Origin of the sequence: Bradyrhizobium sp. 134 (assembly GCF_023074155.1) — a bacterium.
GTDB lineage: Bacteria > Pseudomonadota > Alphaproteobacteria > Rhizobiales > Xanthobacteraceae > Bradyrhizobium.
The window spans coordinates 81,922-95,172 of the sequence record NZ_JADPKX010000026.1 but is presented as its reverse complement, the minus strand read 5'-3'; the positions used below and the strand labels follow the sequence as shown (position 1 = coordinate 95,172).

13 protein-coding genes and 1 tRNA gene are annotated in these 13,251 nt (G+C 64.2%); 12 read left to right on the top strand and 2 right to left on the bottom strand.

The window, feature by feature from the left end; all coding sequences use genetic code 11:
* Nucleotides 1-216 precede the first annotated feature (216 nt).
* Together IVA75_RS08700 and IVA75_RS08695 are read left to right on the top strand one after the other, a co-directional pair.
* Nucleotides 217-1,110, top strand: coding sequence for a helix-turn-helix transcriptional regulator (locus IVA75_RS08700; RefSeq protein ID WP_247282627.1), 894 nt, complete (start codon nt 217-219; stop codon nt 1,108-1,110).
* A gap of 100 nt (nt 1,111-1,210) precedes the next feature.
* A complete protein-coding gene (locus IVA75_RS08695) occupies nt 1,211-2,437 on the top strand; it encodes an ABC transporter substrate-binding protein (RefSeq protein WP_027567841.1) in 1,227 nt (408 codons plus the stop codon).
* 130 nt (nt 2,438-2,567) lie between these two features.
* Here the strand turns inward: IVA75_RS08695 and IVA75_RS08690 are convergent, their stop codons facing one another.
* On the bottom strand, nt 2,568-3,539 hold the full coding sequence (locus tag IVA75_RS08690) for a TAXI family TRAP transporter solute-binding subunit (protein ID WP_247282626.1): 972 nt from the start codon (nt 3,537-3,539) through the stop codon (nt 2,568-2,570).
* 107 nt (nt 3,540-3,646) lie between these two features.
* Here IVA75_RS08690 and IVA75_RS08685 point away from each other — a divergent pair, with 107 nt between their 5' ends.
* From IVA75_RS08685 to IVA75_RS08675, 3 genes are all read left to right on the top strand, one after another.
* Nucleotides 3,647-4,621 carry a tripartite tricarboxylate transporter substrate binding protein gene (locus IVA75_RS08685; protein ID WP_247282625.1) on the top strand — a complete coding sequence of 325 codons (975 nt, stop codon included), beginning with the start codon at nt 3,647-3,649 and terminating at the stop codon, nt 4,619-4,621.
* Nucleotides 4,622-5,002: 381 nt separating this feature from the next.
* Nucleotides 5,003-5,078 (top strand) — tRNA-Ile (locus tag IVA75_RS08680).
* Between the two features lie 147 nt (nt 5,079-5,225).
* A complete protein-coding gene (locus tag IVA75_RS08675) occupies nt 5,226-5,963 on the top strand; it encodes a hypothetical protein (protein ID WP_247282624.1) in 738 nt (245 codons plus the stop codon).
* A 218-nt stretch (nt 5,964-6,181) separates the two neighbouring features.
* On the opposite strand, the gene IVA75_RS08670 is transcribed toward IVA75_RS08675, so the two are convergent.
* On the bottom strand, nt 6,182-6,859 hold the full coding sequence (locus IVA75_RS08670; protein ID WP_247282623.1) for a TetR/AcrR family transcriptional regulator: 678 nt from the start codon (nt 6,857-6,859) through the stop codon (nt 6,182-6,184).
* A gap of 114 nt (nt 6,860-6,973) precedes the next feature.
* On the opposite strand from IVA75_RS08670, the gene IVA75_RS08665 reads away from it, so the two are divergent.
* The 7 genes from IVA75_RS08665 to IVA75_RS40125 all read left to right on the top strand — a co-directional run bounded on the left by IVA75_RS08665 (nt 6,974) and on the right by IVA75_RS40125 (nt 13,247).
* Nucleotides 6,974-7,867, top strand: a complete 894-nt coding sequence (locus IVA75_RS08665; RefSeq protein ID WP_247282622.1) for an NAD(P)/FAD-dependent oxidoreductase — start codon at nt 6,974-6,976, stop codon at nt 7,865-7,867.
* Nucleotides 7,868-7,903: 36 nt separating this feature from the next.
* Nucleotides 7,904-8,659 (top strand): alpha/beta hydrolase, encoded by a 756-nt coding sequence (locus IVA75_RS08660; protein WP_247282621.1) that lies wholly within the window; start codon nt 7,904-7,906, stop codon nt 8,657-8,659.
* Between the two features lie 154 nt (nt 8,660-8,813).
* Nucleotides 8,814-9,740 carry an NmrA family NAD(P)-binding protein gene (locus IVA75_RS08655; RefSeq protein ID WP_247282620.1) on the top strand — a complete coding sequence of 309 codons (927 nt, stop codon included), beginning with the start codon at nt 8,814-8,816 and terminating at the stop codon, nt 9,738-9,740.
* A gap of 93 nt (nt 9,741-9,833) precedes the next feature.
* A complete protein-coding gene (locus tag IVA75_RS08650) occupies nt 9,834-10,697 on the top strand; it encodes a methyltransferase domain-containing protein (RefSeq protein WP_247282619.1) in 864 nt (287 codons plus the stop codon).
* Nucleotides 10,698-10,964: 267 nt separating this feature from the next.
* Nucleotides 10,965-12,614 (top strand): amidohydrolase, encoded by a 1,650-nt coding sequence (locus IVA75_RS08645; protein ID WP_247282618.1) that lies wholly within the window; start codon nt 10,965-10,967, stop codon nt 12,612-12,614.
* Between the two features lie 171 nt (nt 12,615-12,785).
* A complete protein-coding gene (locus IVA75_RS08640; protein WP_247282617.1) occupies nt 12,786-13,013 on the top strand; it encodes a hypothetical protein in 228 nt (75 codons plus the stop codon).
* Between the two features lie 105 nt (nt 13,014-13,118).
* Nucleotides 13,119-13,247 (top strand): hypothetical protein, encoded by a 129-nt coding sequence (locus IVA75_RS40125; RefSeq protein WP_007600646.1) that lies wholly within the window; start codon nt 13,119-13,121, stop codon nt 13,245-13,247.
* Nucleotides 13,248-13,251: the final 4 nt, after the last annotated feature.

Here is a 13,251-nt window from a genome sequence, read left to right as displayed (position 1 = left end):
ACGCGCGGAGCGGCACGCCGATTGCTGTTACGCGCGACAGCCGCAAGATCCGTTCCGCGCGATTCAGCATCGTTCACCAAAGCAGAGATCGCGCGTGGGGATGTGTTGCAAAGCAGCGAGATGATCGGGCATGGTCATGGCGGACAAAACTGGAAATGCAGAATTCCACCTGCGCCGAGCTCCAAAAAGAAGCAAGAATTTGCATAGGAATGCAGGATGGAATTCCTGACGACCAGCGAAGCCGCCGACTATCTTCGGCTCGGCGAACGCAAGCTATACGAACTCGTCACCACCGGCGCGATCCCCTGCACCAAGGTGACCGGAAAGTGGCTCTTCCCGCGGCACGAGCTCGACCTCTGGGTGCTGTCCGGACTGGCGCGCCCGGCCGGCATGCTGATTGCGGAGCCGCCGCCGGTCGTCGGCGGCAGCCAGGACGAGCTGCTGGATTGGGGTCTGCGCGAATCCGGCTCGGGCCTGGGATCGATGAGCGAGGGCAGCGCGCGCGGGCTCGAGCGCTTGCAGCGCGACGAGGTGATGGCCGTGGCGGTGCACTTCCACAGCCTCGATGCCGACGGCAATCTCGCCGCCGACGCCAATGCGACGGTCCTGCGAGACGCTCCGGACCTGCATGATGCATTGCTGGTCGCGTTCGTGCGTCGCGAGCAGGGTCTCGTGCTGCCGCCGGGCAATCCCAGGCGGCTGCGCGGCCTTTCCGACGTGCTCGCGCTCGGGGCCAAGGTGGCGATGCGGCAACAGGGCACGGGCGCGCAGATGCTGCTCGATGTGCTGCTGAAGCGCGCCGGCGCCTCGACGCGCGATTTGCGCCGGATCGAGACGCCCGCTCTGACCGGGCCGGATCTCGCCGAGATCGTCCGCGCGGGACAGGCCGATTGCGGCATCGCGACGCGTGCGTCGGCGCGCTCGGCCGGCCTCGATTTCGTGCCGCTGGTTTGGGAGAACTTCGACCTCGCGATGCGGCAGCGCAGCTATTTCCGCCCCGCCATGCAGGGCCTGATCCGGTTCCTCAGCGAAAAGCGCCTGCTCCAGCGCGCCGGGGAGCTGACCGGCTACGATCCCTCCCCGGCCGGACAAATCCGCTTCGCCGCCTGACGTTGACGCCCGCCCCCAAATAGTTGCAAAAGAAACCAATTCAGCCGGGCCATACCCGGAGGGCACACCGGCCAACGCGCCGGATCAGGGGAGGACAAGCATGAAGCCAACAAGATTTGGACTGCCGGTTGCTGCCGGCTTTGCAGCAACGTTCCTGGCGGCGCTGATGCCGGGCGCTGCGATGGCGCAGGTGTCCGACGACGTCGTCAAGATCGGCGTGCTCACCGACATGAACGGTCCGGCCTCGGCGCCGACCGGCCAAGGCTCGGTGACGGCGGCGCAGATGGCGATCGACGATTTCGGCGGCACCGTGCTCGGCAAGCCGATCAGCATCGTCGTCGGCGACCACCAGCTCAAGGCCGACATCGGCGGCGCGATCGCACGGCGCTGGTACGACGTCGACCAGGTCGATCTGATCGTCGACGTGCCGGTCTCCGCGGTCGGGCTCGCGGTGCAGAACATGGCCAACGAGAAGAAGCGGCTGTTCATCACCCACTCCACCGGCACCGCGGATTTCCACGGCAAATTCTGCTCGCCCTATGCGATCCAGTGGGTGTTCGACACCCGCGCGCTCGCGGTCGGCACCGCGGACGCCGTGGTCAAGCGCGGCGGCGACAGCTGGTTCTTCATCACCGACGACTATGCCTTCGGCCATTCGCTGGAGCGCGACGCCTCGGCGGTGGTGACCGCCAATGGCGGCAAGGTGCTGGGCTCGGTGAAGCCACCCTTGGCAACGCCCGACCTCTCCTCGTTCGTGCTGCAGGCGCAGTCCTCCAAGGCCAAGATCATCGGCATCGCCGCGGGTCCGCCCAACAACATGAACGAGATCAAGACCGGCTCCGAGTTCGGCGTGTTCAAGGGCGGCCAGCAGATGGCGGCACTGCTGGCGCTGATCACCGACATCCACGGCCTCGGCCTGCAGGCAGCGCAAGGGCTGTTGCTGACGACCTCGTTCTATTGGGACCTGGACGACAAGACCCGCGAATGGTCGAAGCGCTACTTCGCCAAGATGAACAAGATGCCGTCGATGTGGCAGGCCGGCGTCTATTCGAGCGTGATGCACTATCTCAACGCCATCAAGGAGACCGGCACCGACGATCCGCTCAAGGTCGCAGCCAAGATGCGGGAAAAGCCGATCGAGGATTTCTTCGCCCGCAACGGCAAACTGCGCGAGGACAATCTGATGGTGCACGACCTCTGGCTGGTGCAGGTGAAGACGCCGGAGGAAAGCAAATATCCGTGGGACTATTACAAGATCCTCACGACGATCTCGGGCGACAAGGCGTTCGGTCCGCCGGACCCGGCGTGCGCGATGGTGAAGAAGTGAGGGTGTAGCGAGGCGCGAGGGAAGTCGTCATGGCCGGGCCTGTCCCGGCCATCCACGATCTCCGAGCGGCGCCGAGAACGTGGATGCCCGGGACAAGCCCGGGCATGACGATTGTGGGTACAGCGGCGCCCTACTTCACCACCCCGATCTCGCGAAAGTACTTCATCACGCCGGGGTGGATCAGCTCCGGCTTCGGCGCGGCCGCGACCGTGTTTGCCGCCGTGGTCTCGCAGGCCTGCGCGAGCTGCTTGCAGAATGTCGGCTCGACGCCGTGAAGCGTCTTCGCCAGCCGATAGGCGACGGGCAGATCTTCGCGCGTCAGCACAAAGCTCCAGGACCCCAGCGAGGCGATCGGCTCGGACTGGTTCGGGTAGCTGCCGGCGGGCACGGTGAGCGGCTTGAGGAACGCGTGTTTGGCGCGGATGCGCGTGATGTCCTCGGTATCAGGCGCGATGAAGCGCGCGCCTGATGCGCTCGAGGCCACCGCTGCAAAACCGGGCCAGCCGATGCCGGCGCCCCAGAGTGCGGCGACACGTCCATCCTCGACCATCGCGGGGCCATCGCCGGCGCGGTCGAGATAGACGGCCTTGAAGTCTTCGTCCTGCTTCAACCCGAGACCATCCAGCACGTAGCGCGCCAGGATCGGCAGGCCCGAGCCCTTGGCGCCGAATGCGACGGGCTGACCGACGAGATCGCGAATGGTGTTGTAGGGACTATCGGCGCGCACCACGAACATGCCAGGGTTGGAATAGATCGCGGTAAGGATCTTCAACCGTACCGGCGCGCGGCCGATGCCGGCGAAGGCTTCATAGGCCGGCTCGCCCGCGACCAGAGCGAGATCGAGCTCGCCCTTCTCCAAGAGCGGAATGTTCTCGTTGCTGCCCTTGGTGTTGCGCGGGGCGATGATCACTTGCGGATCGGCCGCGTTCATCGCTTGCGCAAAGGCGTTGCCATAGAGCGGAAAGCCGCCGCCGGGCGTCGCGGTGCCCAAGCTGATCGTCAGGCCGGGAGTCGTGGTCGGAATGGCGTTGCCTCCGGTTTGAGCGGCGGCGGGGCTTGAAAGCAGCGCCGCAGCGAGAAGGAAAAGAAGAACGAATCTCATGGTCGGTCCCGGCGGGGGCGCGTCAACATCGACTTGCGGCGATGTAGGCAGCGCCCCGTTTTTGTGAAAGCATGCAGCCCAACGACAATAGAACAATGGGAGGCGTCATGTTGCGAATTTTGCGTAACAGTGTTTTCGGGCTGGTTTTCCTTGCAACGCTGTTGGGCGCCGCACCTCCCGCCTCCGCTGCTTATCCCGACCGTCCCGTGCACTGGATCATCGGCTTCTCCGCCGGCGGCCCGGTCGACATCGTGGCGCGGATCATGGCGAACTGGCTGTCGGACCGCTTCGGCCAGCAATTCATCGTCGAGAACAAGGCCGGCTCCGGCGGCAACATCGCGGCGGGCGCCGCGATCGCCTCGCCGCCGGACGGCTACACGCTGCTGTTCGTCGCGCCCAACAACGCGATCTCGACCTCGCTCTACAAGAAGCTGCCGTTCGACTTCCTGCGCGACACGGTGCCGGTCGCGAGCATCATGCAGCTTACCAACATGCTGGTCGTCTCCAACGCGTTTCCCGCCAAGACGGTTCAGGAGTTCATCGACTACTGCAAGGCCAATCCCGGAAAGATCTCCTTTGCCTCGTCCGGCAACGGCACCTCGGTGCACATGTCGGCGGAGCTGTTCAAGGTGATGACCAAGTGCGACATGGTGCACGTGCCCTATCGGGGATCTGCCATCGCCTTCCCCGACATCATCTCCAACAAGGTGCAGCTGATCTTCGACAACCTTCCCTCCGCGATGGAGCAGGCCAAGGGCGGCAATGTCCGCGCGCTCGGCGTGACCTCGCCGCAGCGCTGGCCGAGCGTGCCCGACGTGCCCGCGATCGCCGAGACGTTGCCCGGCTTCGAATCGGTCGGCTTCTACGGCATCTCCGCACCGAAGGGCACGCCGCAGGACGTGATCGAGATCCTCAACAAGGCCGTCAACGAGGCGCTGAAGGACCCGAAGCTGGTCGCGCGCCTCACCGAGACCGGCGGCATCCCCAAGCCGATGACGCCGGCCGAGTTCGGCAAGCTGGTCACCGACGAGACCGAGAAGTGGCGCAAGGTGGTGGAGTTCGCCGGGGTGTCGGTGGACTAGCGCCGCGGAACTGCCTCGAGCCTGCAGCGCGCCGACGCGACATCGGAGGGGATCGGAAGACCCCTCCCAACAAAATGTGCGAAAACAACCCCATGCACAGTAGAAAGAGCAAGCGATCACAAGGGGTTACGGAATGGAAAAAACGAGCCCCCGCTGGCGCGATTGCCAGAGGGCGGGGCGAAGGCTCGGCGAGGTGGGCTTGCGCCGTCGGGCAAAACAGGATTATAAGGGCATCATCGCCTAATTCGGTTTTTCAAAAACACCAGGTGTTGCCGCGCCGGCGTTTCCATCCGCCAGACCCAGCATTGCACCCCCGCCTCCGTCCCTGTAAACGAACCGCGCACCGTTGCTGGCCGCAGCTTTCGCGGCCGTCTCGCGGCGGGGCCTGTAGCTCAATGGTTAGAGCCGGCCGCTCATAACGGTCTGGTTGCAGGTTCGAGTCCTGCCGGGCCCACCAGCCTTCGCTCGCTTCGCGAGCTTCGGCTAGGCAAGCCGGTGCCTCTTAGACTTTTTGATCGAGGACCGCGGGCCTGCGCGCGTAAACTGTCTTTGCCCTCGCTCAATGGTTGCGCTTGCATCGACTCTTTCGGCGGGGGAATTCAGCGTGCGTATTTTAGTCTTGGTGGCGGCTTGCGCCGCGCTCACCGGCTGCATGACAGCTGGGGAAACGGTCTCGTTCAAAGCTTCTAATCCACAGCAACAAGCTCTCATGAGGGATGGGCAGCCTGCTCTCGTCTCGCGGCAAAAGAGCTCCCTGGTCCTCGTTCGGCCGGCATCCCGACAGCTCCAGGCGAACGGCCGGCCCGTGTTCGTGGTCGGCATCAACAATCTCGGCCGTCAACCGGTCGAGTTTCGAGTCGGGCAAGTTGAAGCCGTCCAGCACGCCGCGGGGTCCGACTTCGAAATGAAGATCGTGACATACGAGATGCTTGTTCAAGAGGAGAAGAACCGGCAGGTCGCGGCTGCGCTTCTGACCGGGGTCGCCGCCGGCGCCAACGCCTACGGCGCATCGCGAGCAGGACATGGCACCTATACGACCCCAAGTGGCCGGACCGGCTCATTCTACAGCCCGACAGCCGCGGCGATCGCGCAAGGCAACGCGGCCGCACAAAATGACGCGATGATTTCCGGGACGATTGAAGCAGGTCAACGCAACATGGCCGTGCTCGAGCAAGCGGCGATCAAGGACAACACGCTCTTGCCCGGCGAATGGTACGGAGGCCAACTACACCTCGCGCCGCCCACTGATCAGGCCGGCGCGCAAAAGAGCTATACTGTGGTGATCACCGTAGGATCGGATCGCCACGTGATCGATGTGGCGCAAAGCGCGCCTGGGGCGTGACAGGTCCAACTTGATCGATATCGCGGAACTAGGATGACCGTGCACTCAATGATGCGCTTCCGCTTTAATAGGCGTCCGGCGAGTTAAATGCACCGTCACCCTAATACCTCCATCCCTGTAAACGAACCGCGCAGCGTTGCCCGCCGCTGCCAAAATGGCCGTCTCGCGGCGGGGCCTGTAGCTCAATGGTTATTTTGACGACATCGGTCACGCACGATTCAAATTTCGTCTTTTGACCTTTGGGCAGGCAAATATCCGCCCACGTGGTCGTTGCCACCGTGCGCGGCAATGAACATGGCGACGGCCGACCGGCAATAGGATTCGATTTCGTCGTCGTCCTCTGCTCTCGCCTGATCGAAGCGTGCGATCATCAGGAGATCGGATCCTTTGAAAAGCGCGGCAAACAAGCGGGCGGACCGGAGAGGATCGGGCACATTCAGAAGCGCCTTCGCGTGCAACTGACGCAACAGGGCCTCGATTTGGGCGATGACATGCGCGGGGCGGGCTTCGTAATGGAGCTTGCTTAACGACTTTTGATTGGTCGTGTCGGCCATGATCATGGCTTCGACATTGCGGACATCTGATCTCAACAGCGTGCGAAGCAGGGATGATCCCACCGCCATGAGCTGATCTTCGGCCGAACCATCGACGCCTTCAAAAAGAGCCTGTGTAAACTGATGGCAGCCGGCCGCGATGGCCGCGCTGAACAGCGCCTCCTTGTTCTCGAAGTGTCTGTAGATGCTGAGCTTGGATATCTTCGCCCGCTGGGCGACCTTGTCCAAGGTCGTCGCTTGAAAACCCAATTCCACAAAGAGTTCGCGCGCGGCGTCAAGGATCGTTTGGCCAAGCGCCTCGTTGGCGGGCCGGCCGCGCCGTCCCTGTCTGTTTTCGGTCACCACAATTCCAGTACTTGACAGTATTCTAATACTTGAATTACGATACCACGCAGTGTCTGAAATATGCAAGCCAATGGGTAGGTTTCAACCTGTCCTCCAACGGAGCCCATCACCATGGATGACGTCATCATCATCGGCGGCAGCTTTGCCGGTCTCGCCGGCGCCCTGCAGCTCGGCCGTGCCCGCCGCAAGGTCACCGTTCTCGATACCGGCCTGCCGCGCAACCGCTTCGCTGGCCACTCGCATGGCCTGCTCGGCCACGATCACAAGGCGCCGCTGGACATCTTGGCCGAGGCGCGACAGCAGCTGGCGCGTTATCCCACGATCAAGCTGGTCAGTGCCCGGGCCGACAGCGTCTCCGGCGCCATCGACGGTTTCTCTGTCCTCACCGGCGATGGCGAAAGCCTTGGGGCGCGGCGCTTGATCCTGAGCTATGGCGTCGCCGACCAGATGCCTGACGTTCCGGGCTTTGCCGAAAGCTGGGGGACGTCAATCGTGCCCTGCCCCTATTGCGACGGCTTTGAAGTCGCCGGCCAGCATTGGGGCCTCGTCTGGTCCGGCCCGCAGTCGCACAATCAGGCCAGGCTGTTCCTCGACTGGACCGACAAGTTGACTGTCTTTGCCGATGGTCGGGACATTCCGCCTGATATTAAGGCCGATCTGGCGCGCCGCAACATACCTGTCGTCGATGGCCGGATGTCCGGGATCGCCCATCACAAGGGGCATATCGCCACCGTCAATCTCGATACCGGCCGCAATGTCGCAGTCGACATCCTGTTCGCCCATCCGCGCACCAAGCCGTCCGCAAGCCTGCATGAATCACTGGGCCTCGCCACGGTGGATACGCCGGGCGGCATCGTTCTCAAGGTCGACGAGCGCCGCCAAACAAGCATGCCCGGCATCTACGCCGCCGGCGACCTCACCACGCCCTTCTTGCCCTCGGTCACCACGGCGTCGTGGCAAGGCGCGATGGCGGGTATCTTCGCCCAGCAGTCGATGCTGGTTTGAGATCAAAGTTTCCCTTTTCCGAGATCAGGATTTCCGATGATCGACGACCTTCCCATTGTGCTCCTCCATGGCTCCGCCACCGGCTCCCACTCCTGGGCCGCGGTCCGCACAGGTCTTGAGGCGCGCGGCGCCAGGGCGTTGGCACCCGACATGCTCGGCTACGGACGGTCGCCGACACCGAGCGAGGCGTGGCAGCCAAAGGACGAGGTTTCCCACCTGCGCGGCTGGCTCGACATGCAGGGCGTCGGCGCGTTCCACCTCGTCACCCACTCACTCGGGGCATTTTTCGGACTTCACCTGCGGCTGGCCGTCGGGTCTCGCGTGGCGCGGCTCACGTTGATCGATCCTGTAGTCGTCAGCGTGCTGCGCGTGCCCGGGGAAGAAGACGCCCTGCGCGAGGGGCAGACCCTCTGCGATCGGTTCATGCGCGCGTGGCCGGATCACGGTGCGGCCGCCTGCCTGCTGGTGGAGCACTGGAGCGGCGCCGGCACGTGGAACGCGCTGGGCGAGAAGGGGCGTGCGCTGGTTACACGGCTCGCACCGCGGCTAAGGCTCGAGATGACCGCCAGCGCAGCCGATCGGACCACGCTCGCCGAGTTCACCTCGACCGCGGTGCCGACCTTGGTGCTCGTCGGCGAGCGGACGTCGGCCGCTCCGCGGTCGGTGAGCCGTCTGCTCGCGGGAGCGTTCGACGCCCGCACGGTCGTTGTCCCCGGCGCTGCACACATGATCCCGCTGACCCACCCCGCCGCGGTCGTCGAGGCGATTCACGCCGACATGGTGGCGTCGTGAGTCGCGCCGAGCAGAAACGGCACAGCCGAGACGCGACGTCCGCGGGCACTACCAATTCAACATCAGGTCCACGACTCGCCAGTGAAGTTGTTCGGTCACACCATTCTCGTCACCGGCACGAGCGCCGTTATTGGTCTCGCGGAGAAACCTCGACATGAAACACTCCCATCCCATCCTTGTCACCGGTGCCGCTGGCCAAGTTGGAGCGATCGGACCGAGCGTGACGAAGTCTCTGCTGGAGCGCGGGCTGAAGGTGCGCGCCATGGTCCGGCAGGATGACGGCCGGGCGGAATCGCTGAGGGCACTTGGTGCCGAGGTGATCGTCGGAGATCTGCTCGACCTGGACGCGGTGCACCGCGCCCTGGATGGCTGCAAGCGCCTGTACTTCAGCATGTCGGCCAGCGAGAAGTATCTCGAGGCTACGACGAACGTGGCGGCGGTTGCCCGGCACCATGGCGTCGAAGCATTCGTCAACATGTCGCAGATGACGGTCTCGGAGATGAGCATCCGCGAGACCGCGCGCAGCCCGCAGCACAAGCAGCACTGGCTGGCCGAGCAGGTGTTGCGGTGGAGCGGCTTGCCGGTGGTCACGATCCGTCCCACCGCCTTCATGGACGCGTTCTTCTGGCGATTTGCCGTTCCGACTATCACCGCTCAGAACGCGCTGATGTTGCCCTTCGGAGAGGCAAAGACGTCGCCAATCGCCGCCCACGATGTTGCGCGCTGCGTGACAGAGGTGTTGGTGAATCCCGAGTCTCACCTTGGAAAGGTTTACGAACTGACCGGTCCCCGTGCGGAGACTCTTCGCGAGGTCGCCGAAGATTTCACAAGAGTCTTGGGGCGTCCAATCACCTACATGAACATTCCGTTGGAACCGTGGCTGGAGAGCCTGCGATCCTTTGGCGCATCCGCACACGTGGTCGCGCACTTGGAGTCGATGGCACTGCTGCACCGGGACGGCCGATACGACCGATCCTCGGACGATGTGAACCTGCTGACCGGTGTGTCGCCGATGTCGGTCGAGGAATTTGTGCGCGCGCATCGGGACGACTTTCAGAAGGCAGACGCGCGCAAGCCGTAATCTTTCGCTTATAGGCCGGATGAACTGCATCGTCTCGGAAGTCCCCGGCGGTCGCCACTGCTTCCAGTGACCGGGCCAGAACAAGGACATGTCATGGCAAAGCACAATGCCGATCAGGTCGCCGACTGGAATGGCCAAAGCGGGGAGCGCTGGGTCGCCCACCAGGCCCGGCTCGATGCCAGGGTGGCGGTGTTCGGCCAGGCCGCGATCGAAGCCGCAGCGCCCGCCACGGGCGAACGCGTGCTGGACATCGGCTGCGGCGCGGGCGCGTCGAGTCTGGCTCTGGCCGCCCGCGTCGGCGCGGGGGGCTATGTGCTGGGCGTGGACATATCCGAACCGCTGATCGGCCGAGCGCGCGCGCTTGCGCCACCGGATACGCCGGTCCAGTTCCGAGTGGCCGACGCTGGCAGAGCCGAGCTGCCCGAGGGCGCGTTCGACATCCTGTTCTCGCGTTTCGGGGTGATGTTCTTTGACGATCCTACGGCGGCGTTCGCTCATATGCGCCGTGCGCTCAAGCCGGGCGGGCGGGTCGCTTTCGTCTGTTGGCGTGGTGCGGCCGAGAACGATTGGGTGCGATTGCCGATGGACGCGATCAAAGGCATCGTCCCGCCGACGGCGCCGCCCGATCCCGAAGTGCCCGGCCCATTCTCGTTCGGCGACCGGGGGCGGGTGGTTCGCATCCTGACGGCGGCCGGCTTCACCGATATCGCTATCGCGCCCTTCGATGTTTCCATCCCGTTTGGCGAGGGCGAGACGCGGGACGCGGCGGTCGACGACGCGGTGAAGATGACGTTCGAGGTCGGCCCGCTAGCGCGCGCGCTCGCTGATCAGCCCGACGACATCCGCGCCCGCGCCTCGGCCGCGGTTCGTGCCGCCTTCGCGGGCCGCGCCGGCGAGCGGTCGGTGATGATCGACAGAGCGACCTGGATCGTCACGGCGCGCAATCCGGCAAGCTGACAAGGGATTAGCAGGGGAGGCGCCCCGCTCGGTGCAAAGCGAGTGAGGCTGCCGCGCGGAAGCCCATGGGCGAAGGCGGGCTGCAACATCAATTGCTTGAGCCGTTACCGAACTTTCCGGTGGACCGGCTGATTTTGTTGGTGCCAGACGAGGTCAAGATCACGACACTCCCCGTTGCGACACGCGATGTCCGCGAGCGCATCCAGCGGCGGATGTGCGGCGCCGCTCCTGCCTCTCACTCCTGCCTCTCTCATTTCGGGACTGAACATGCGCAAGCTTCTGGCGATTTTGGTGATCTCGTGCTGGGCCAGTTTGGCTTACGCACAAAAGGCCGACCTCATTGTCACGAACGCGAAAATCGTGACGCTGGATCCTGCATCGACGATCGCGCAGGCACTCGCCGTCCGCGACGGCAAGATCGTTGCAGTTGGCGGCAACGATGCCATGGAAGTCCTGATCGGGCCCGCGACGCGCCGTGTCGATGCCGGCGGACGCACGATCATTCCGGGATTGATCGATTCCCATATTCACGCCGTGCGCGCCGGCCTCACCTACGCAACCGAGGTCAACTGGATCGGCGCAAAGACGATTCCCGAGGCCATGGAACGCTTGCGCCAGGCGGCAACAGCGCGGCCGGCGTCCTGGATCATCGTGGCCGGTGGCTGGAGCGAATTGCAATTTGCGGAGAAGCGGCGGCCGACGCTCGCCGAGGTGATGTCGGCCGTTCTCGACAATCCGGCTTACATCCAGCTGTTCTATTCGGCGGTGCTGATGACGCCGAAAGCGCAGCAAGCCCTCGGGATGTCCGCGGATCAGTTGCCGGCCGGTATCACCGCCGAACCCGCCGCATCGGGCGACACCACGGGCTGGTTCAACGGCTCCATCGTCAGTATCTCCGCGCTGTTCGATCGGCTGCCTCGGCCGAATTTCGATGAGAATGTCGCCGGGACCCGGCAGTTCTTTACGGAGCTCAATCGTCTTGGCGTGACCGGGATCGTGGATCCCGGCGGCTTCAGCATTTATCCCAGCCATTACGCCGCCTTGCAAAAGCTCTGGCGCGACAAATCGCTTTCGGTTCGGGTTGCCTTCAGCCTGTTCGCCCAGAATGTCGGCGCGGAATTCGAGGAGTACAAGACTCTCACGCCGTTCCTGCCGATGGGATTCGGCGACGACATGCTGCGGTTCAACGGAATCGGTGAACGGATCACCGGCGCCATGTACAACAACAACGCGCCCGACGCGGCCGCCAAGGACAAGTTCCGCGAGATCATTCGCTGGGCGGCCAAGCAAGGGCTGACCGTCACCATCCATTGGCAGGAAGACAAATCCGTCCATCACCTCCTGGACCTCTACGACGAGGTCAACAAGGAGACGCCGCTCGCGCCGCTGCGCTGGTCCATCGCCCATCTCGACAACACCTCGCCCCAAACGCTGGCGCGCATGAAAGCCCTTGGCGTCGGCTGGACCATGCAGGACGCGATGTATCTCGGCGGCGACCGCATCGTGGCGCAGGCCGGCGAAGCCGCGCGCAGCATGCCGCCCCTCGCCACGGCGTTACGCATTGGGGTCCATGTCGGCGCCGGTACGGATGCGCATCGGGTCGCATCCTACAATCCGTTCGTGGCGCTGCAATGGATGCTCGACGGCAAGACCGTCGGCGGGCTATCGACGCGCGGCCCGGACGAAACACCCAGCCGCGAGGATGCCCTGCGCCTCTACACCGCGGGAAGCGCGTGGTTCTGCTTCGACGAGACGCGGCGCGGCACGTTAGAGACCGGCAAGCTCGCCGACTTCGCGATCCTGGATCGGGATTTCATGTCCATCCCCGTCGAGCAAATCGGCGCCACGGCGTCGCTGCTGACGGTCGTGGGCGGCAAGGTCGTCTACGCAGCGGATGCTTTCGCGAGCGCGAAATGAGAGCTGGAGGCCTGAGGCGAGCATCTGCCCTGCGGGCTGCGCGTAGCGCAGCCGCGCGGAAAACGAGGGGCGAGGCGTGGTGTCCGGCGCAGCCTGAACGAGGTGAGAGCAACTAAACCGCAGATCCGGCATTATCCCCGCGCTACGGAGCCGTTTCGCGGAGGTCTGACGATGGAAGACCAGAATCGGATGACCCTGGTTTTGAGTGCTATCGCCCTCGCCGTTGCCATCGTGGCCACGATCACGATGGAGCGCGTCAACATGCCTGCGGTCAGCAACGACGCAGCTCCCGGAACAGTCGGACTCGCCAGGCCGCACCCGCCACTAGACCGCGCGGCCGGTGAGCCGATCCAGACGGTCGGCGGCCCCTCCAACGCGAGTATTCGCGGACGTCCCTGATCGAGCTCGGGGATTGCGGCACAGCACTCTTGATAATTTCTGCCGCTTCGCGGGTTCGATATCCTATACAAGGCGCCCGTCCCCCCACCGCGGCAGGAGCCATCCATGACCAGTGAAAAAGGCCCGAACATCAAGAAGAAGCAGAAATGCAAGAACTGCGAAGGCAAAGGCCTGCTCAAGAAGGGCGACAAGGTGGTGAAGTGCCAGCGCTGCAAGGGCACGGGCGTGCGGTGACAAT

Bases quoted from the DNA above. Each gene is read 5' to 3' on its own strand.
- IVA75_RS08660 (WP_247282621.1), top strand. From the start codon at position 7,904: ATGATCGACGACCTTCCCATTGTGCTCCTCCATGGCTCCGCCACCGGC.
- IVA75_RS08650 (WP_247282619.1), top strand. From the start codon at position 9,834: ATGGCAAAGCACAATGCCGATCAGGTCGCCGACTGGAATGGCCAAAGC.
- IVA75_RS08665 (WP_247282622.1), top strand. From the start codon at position 6,974: ATGGATGACGTCATCATCATCGGCGGCAGCTTTGCCGGTCTCGCCGGC.
- IVA75_RS40125 (WP_007600646.1), top strand. From the start codon at position 13,119: ATGACCAGTGAAAAAGGCCCGAACATCAAGAAGAAGCAGAAATGCAAG.
- IVA75_RS08685 (WP_247282625.1), top strand. From the start codon at position 3,647: ATGTTGCGAATTTTGCGTAACAGTGTTTTCGGGCTGGTTTTCCTTGCA.
- IVA75_RS08640 (WP_247282617.1), top strand. From the start codon at position 12,786: ATGGAAGACCAGAATCGGATGACCCTGGTTTTGAGTGCTATCGCCCTC.
- IVA75_RS08690 (WP_247282626.1), bottom strand. From the start codon at position 3,539: ATGAGATTCGTTCTTCTTTTCCTTCTCGCTGCGGCGCTGCTTTCAAGC.
- IVA75_RS08695 (WP_027567841.1), top strand. From the start codon at position 1,211: ATGAAGCCAACAAGATTTGGACTGCCGGTTGCTGCCGGCTTTGCAGCA.
- IVA75_RS08655 (WP_247282620.1), top strand. From the start codon at position 8,814: ATGAAACACTCCCATCCCATCCTTGTCACCGGTGCCGCTGGCCAAGTT.
- IVA75_RS08645 (WP_247282618.1), top strand. From the start codon at position 10,965: ATGCGCAAGCTTCTGGCGATTTTGGTGATCTCGTGCTGGGCCAGTTTG.
- IVA75_RS08700 (WP_247282627.1), top strand. From the start codon at position 217: ATGGAATTCCTGACGACCAGCGAAGCCGCCGACTATCTTCGGCTCGGC.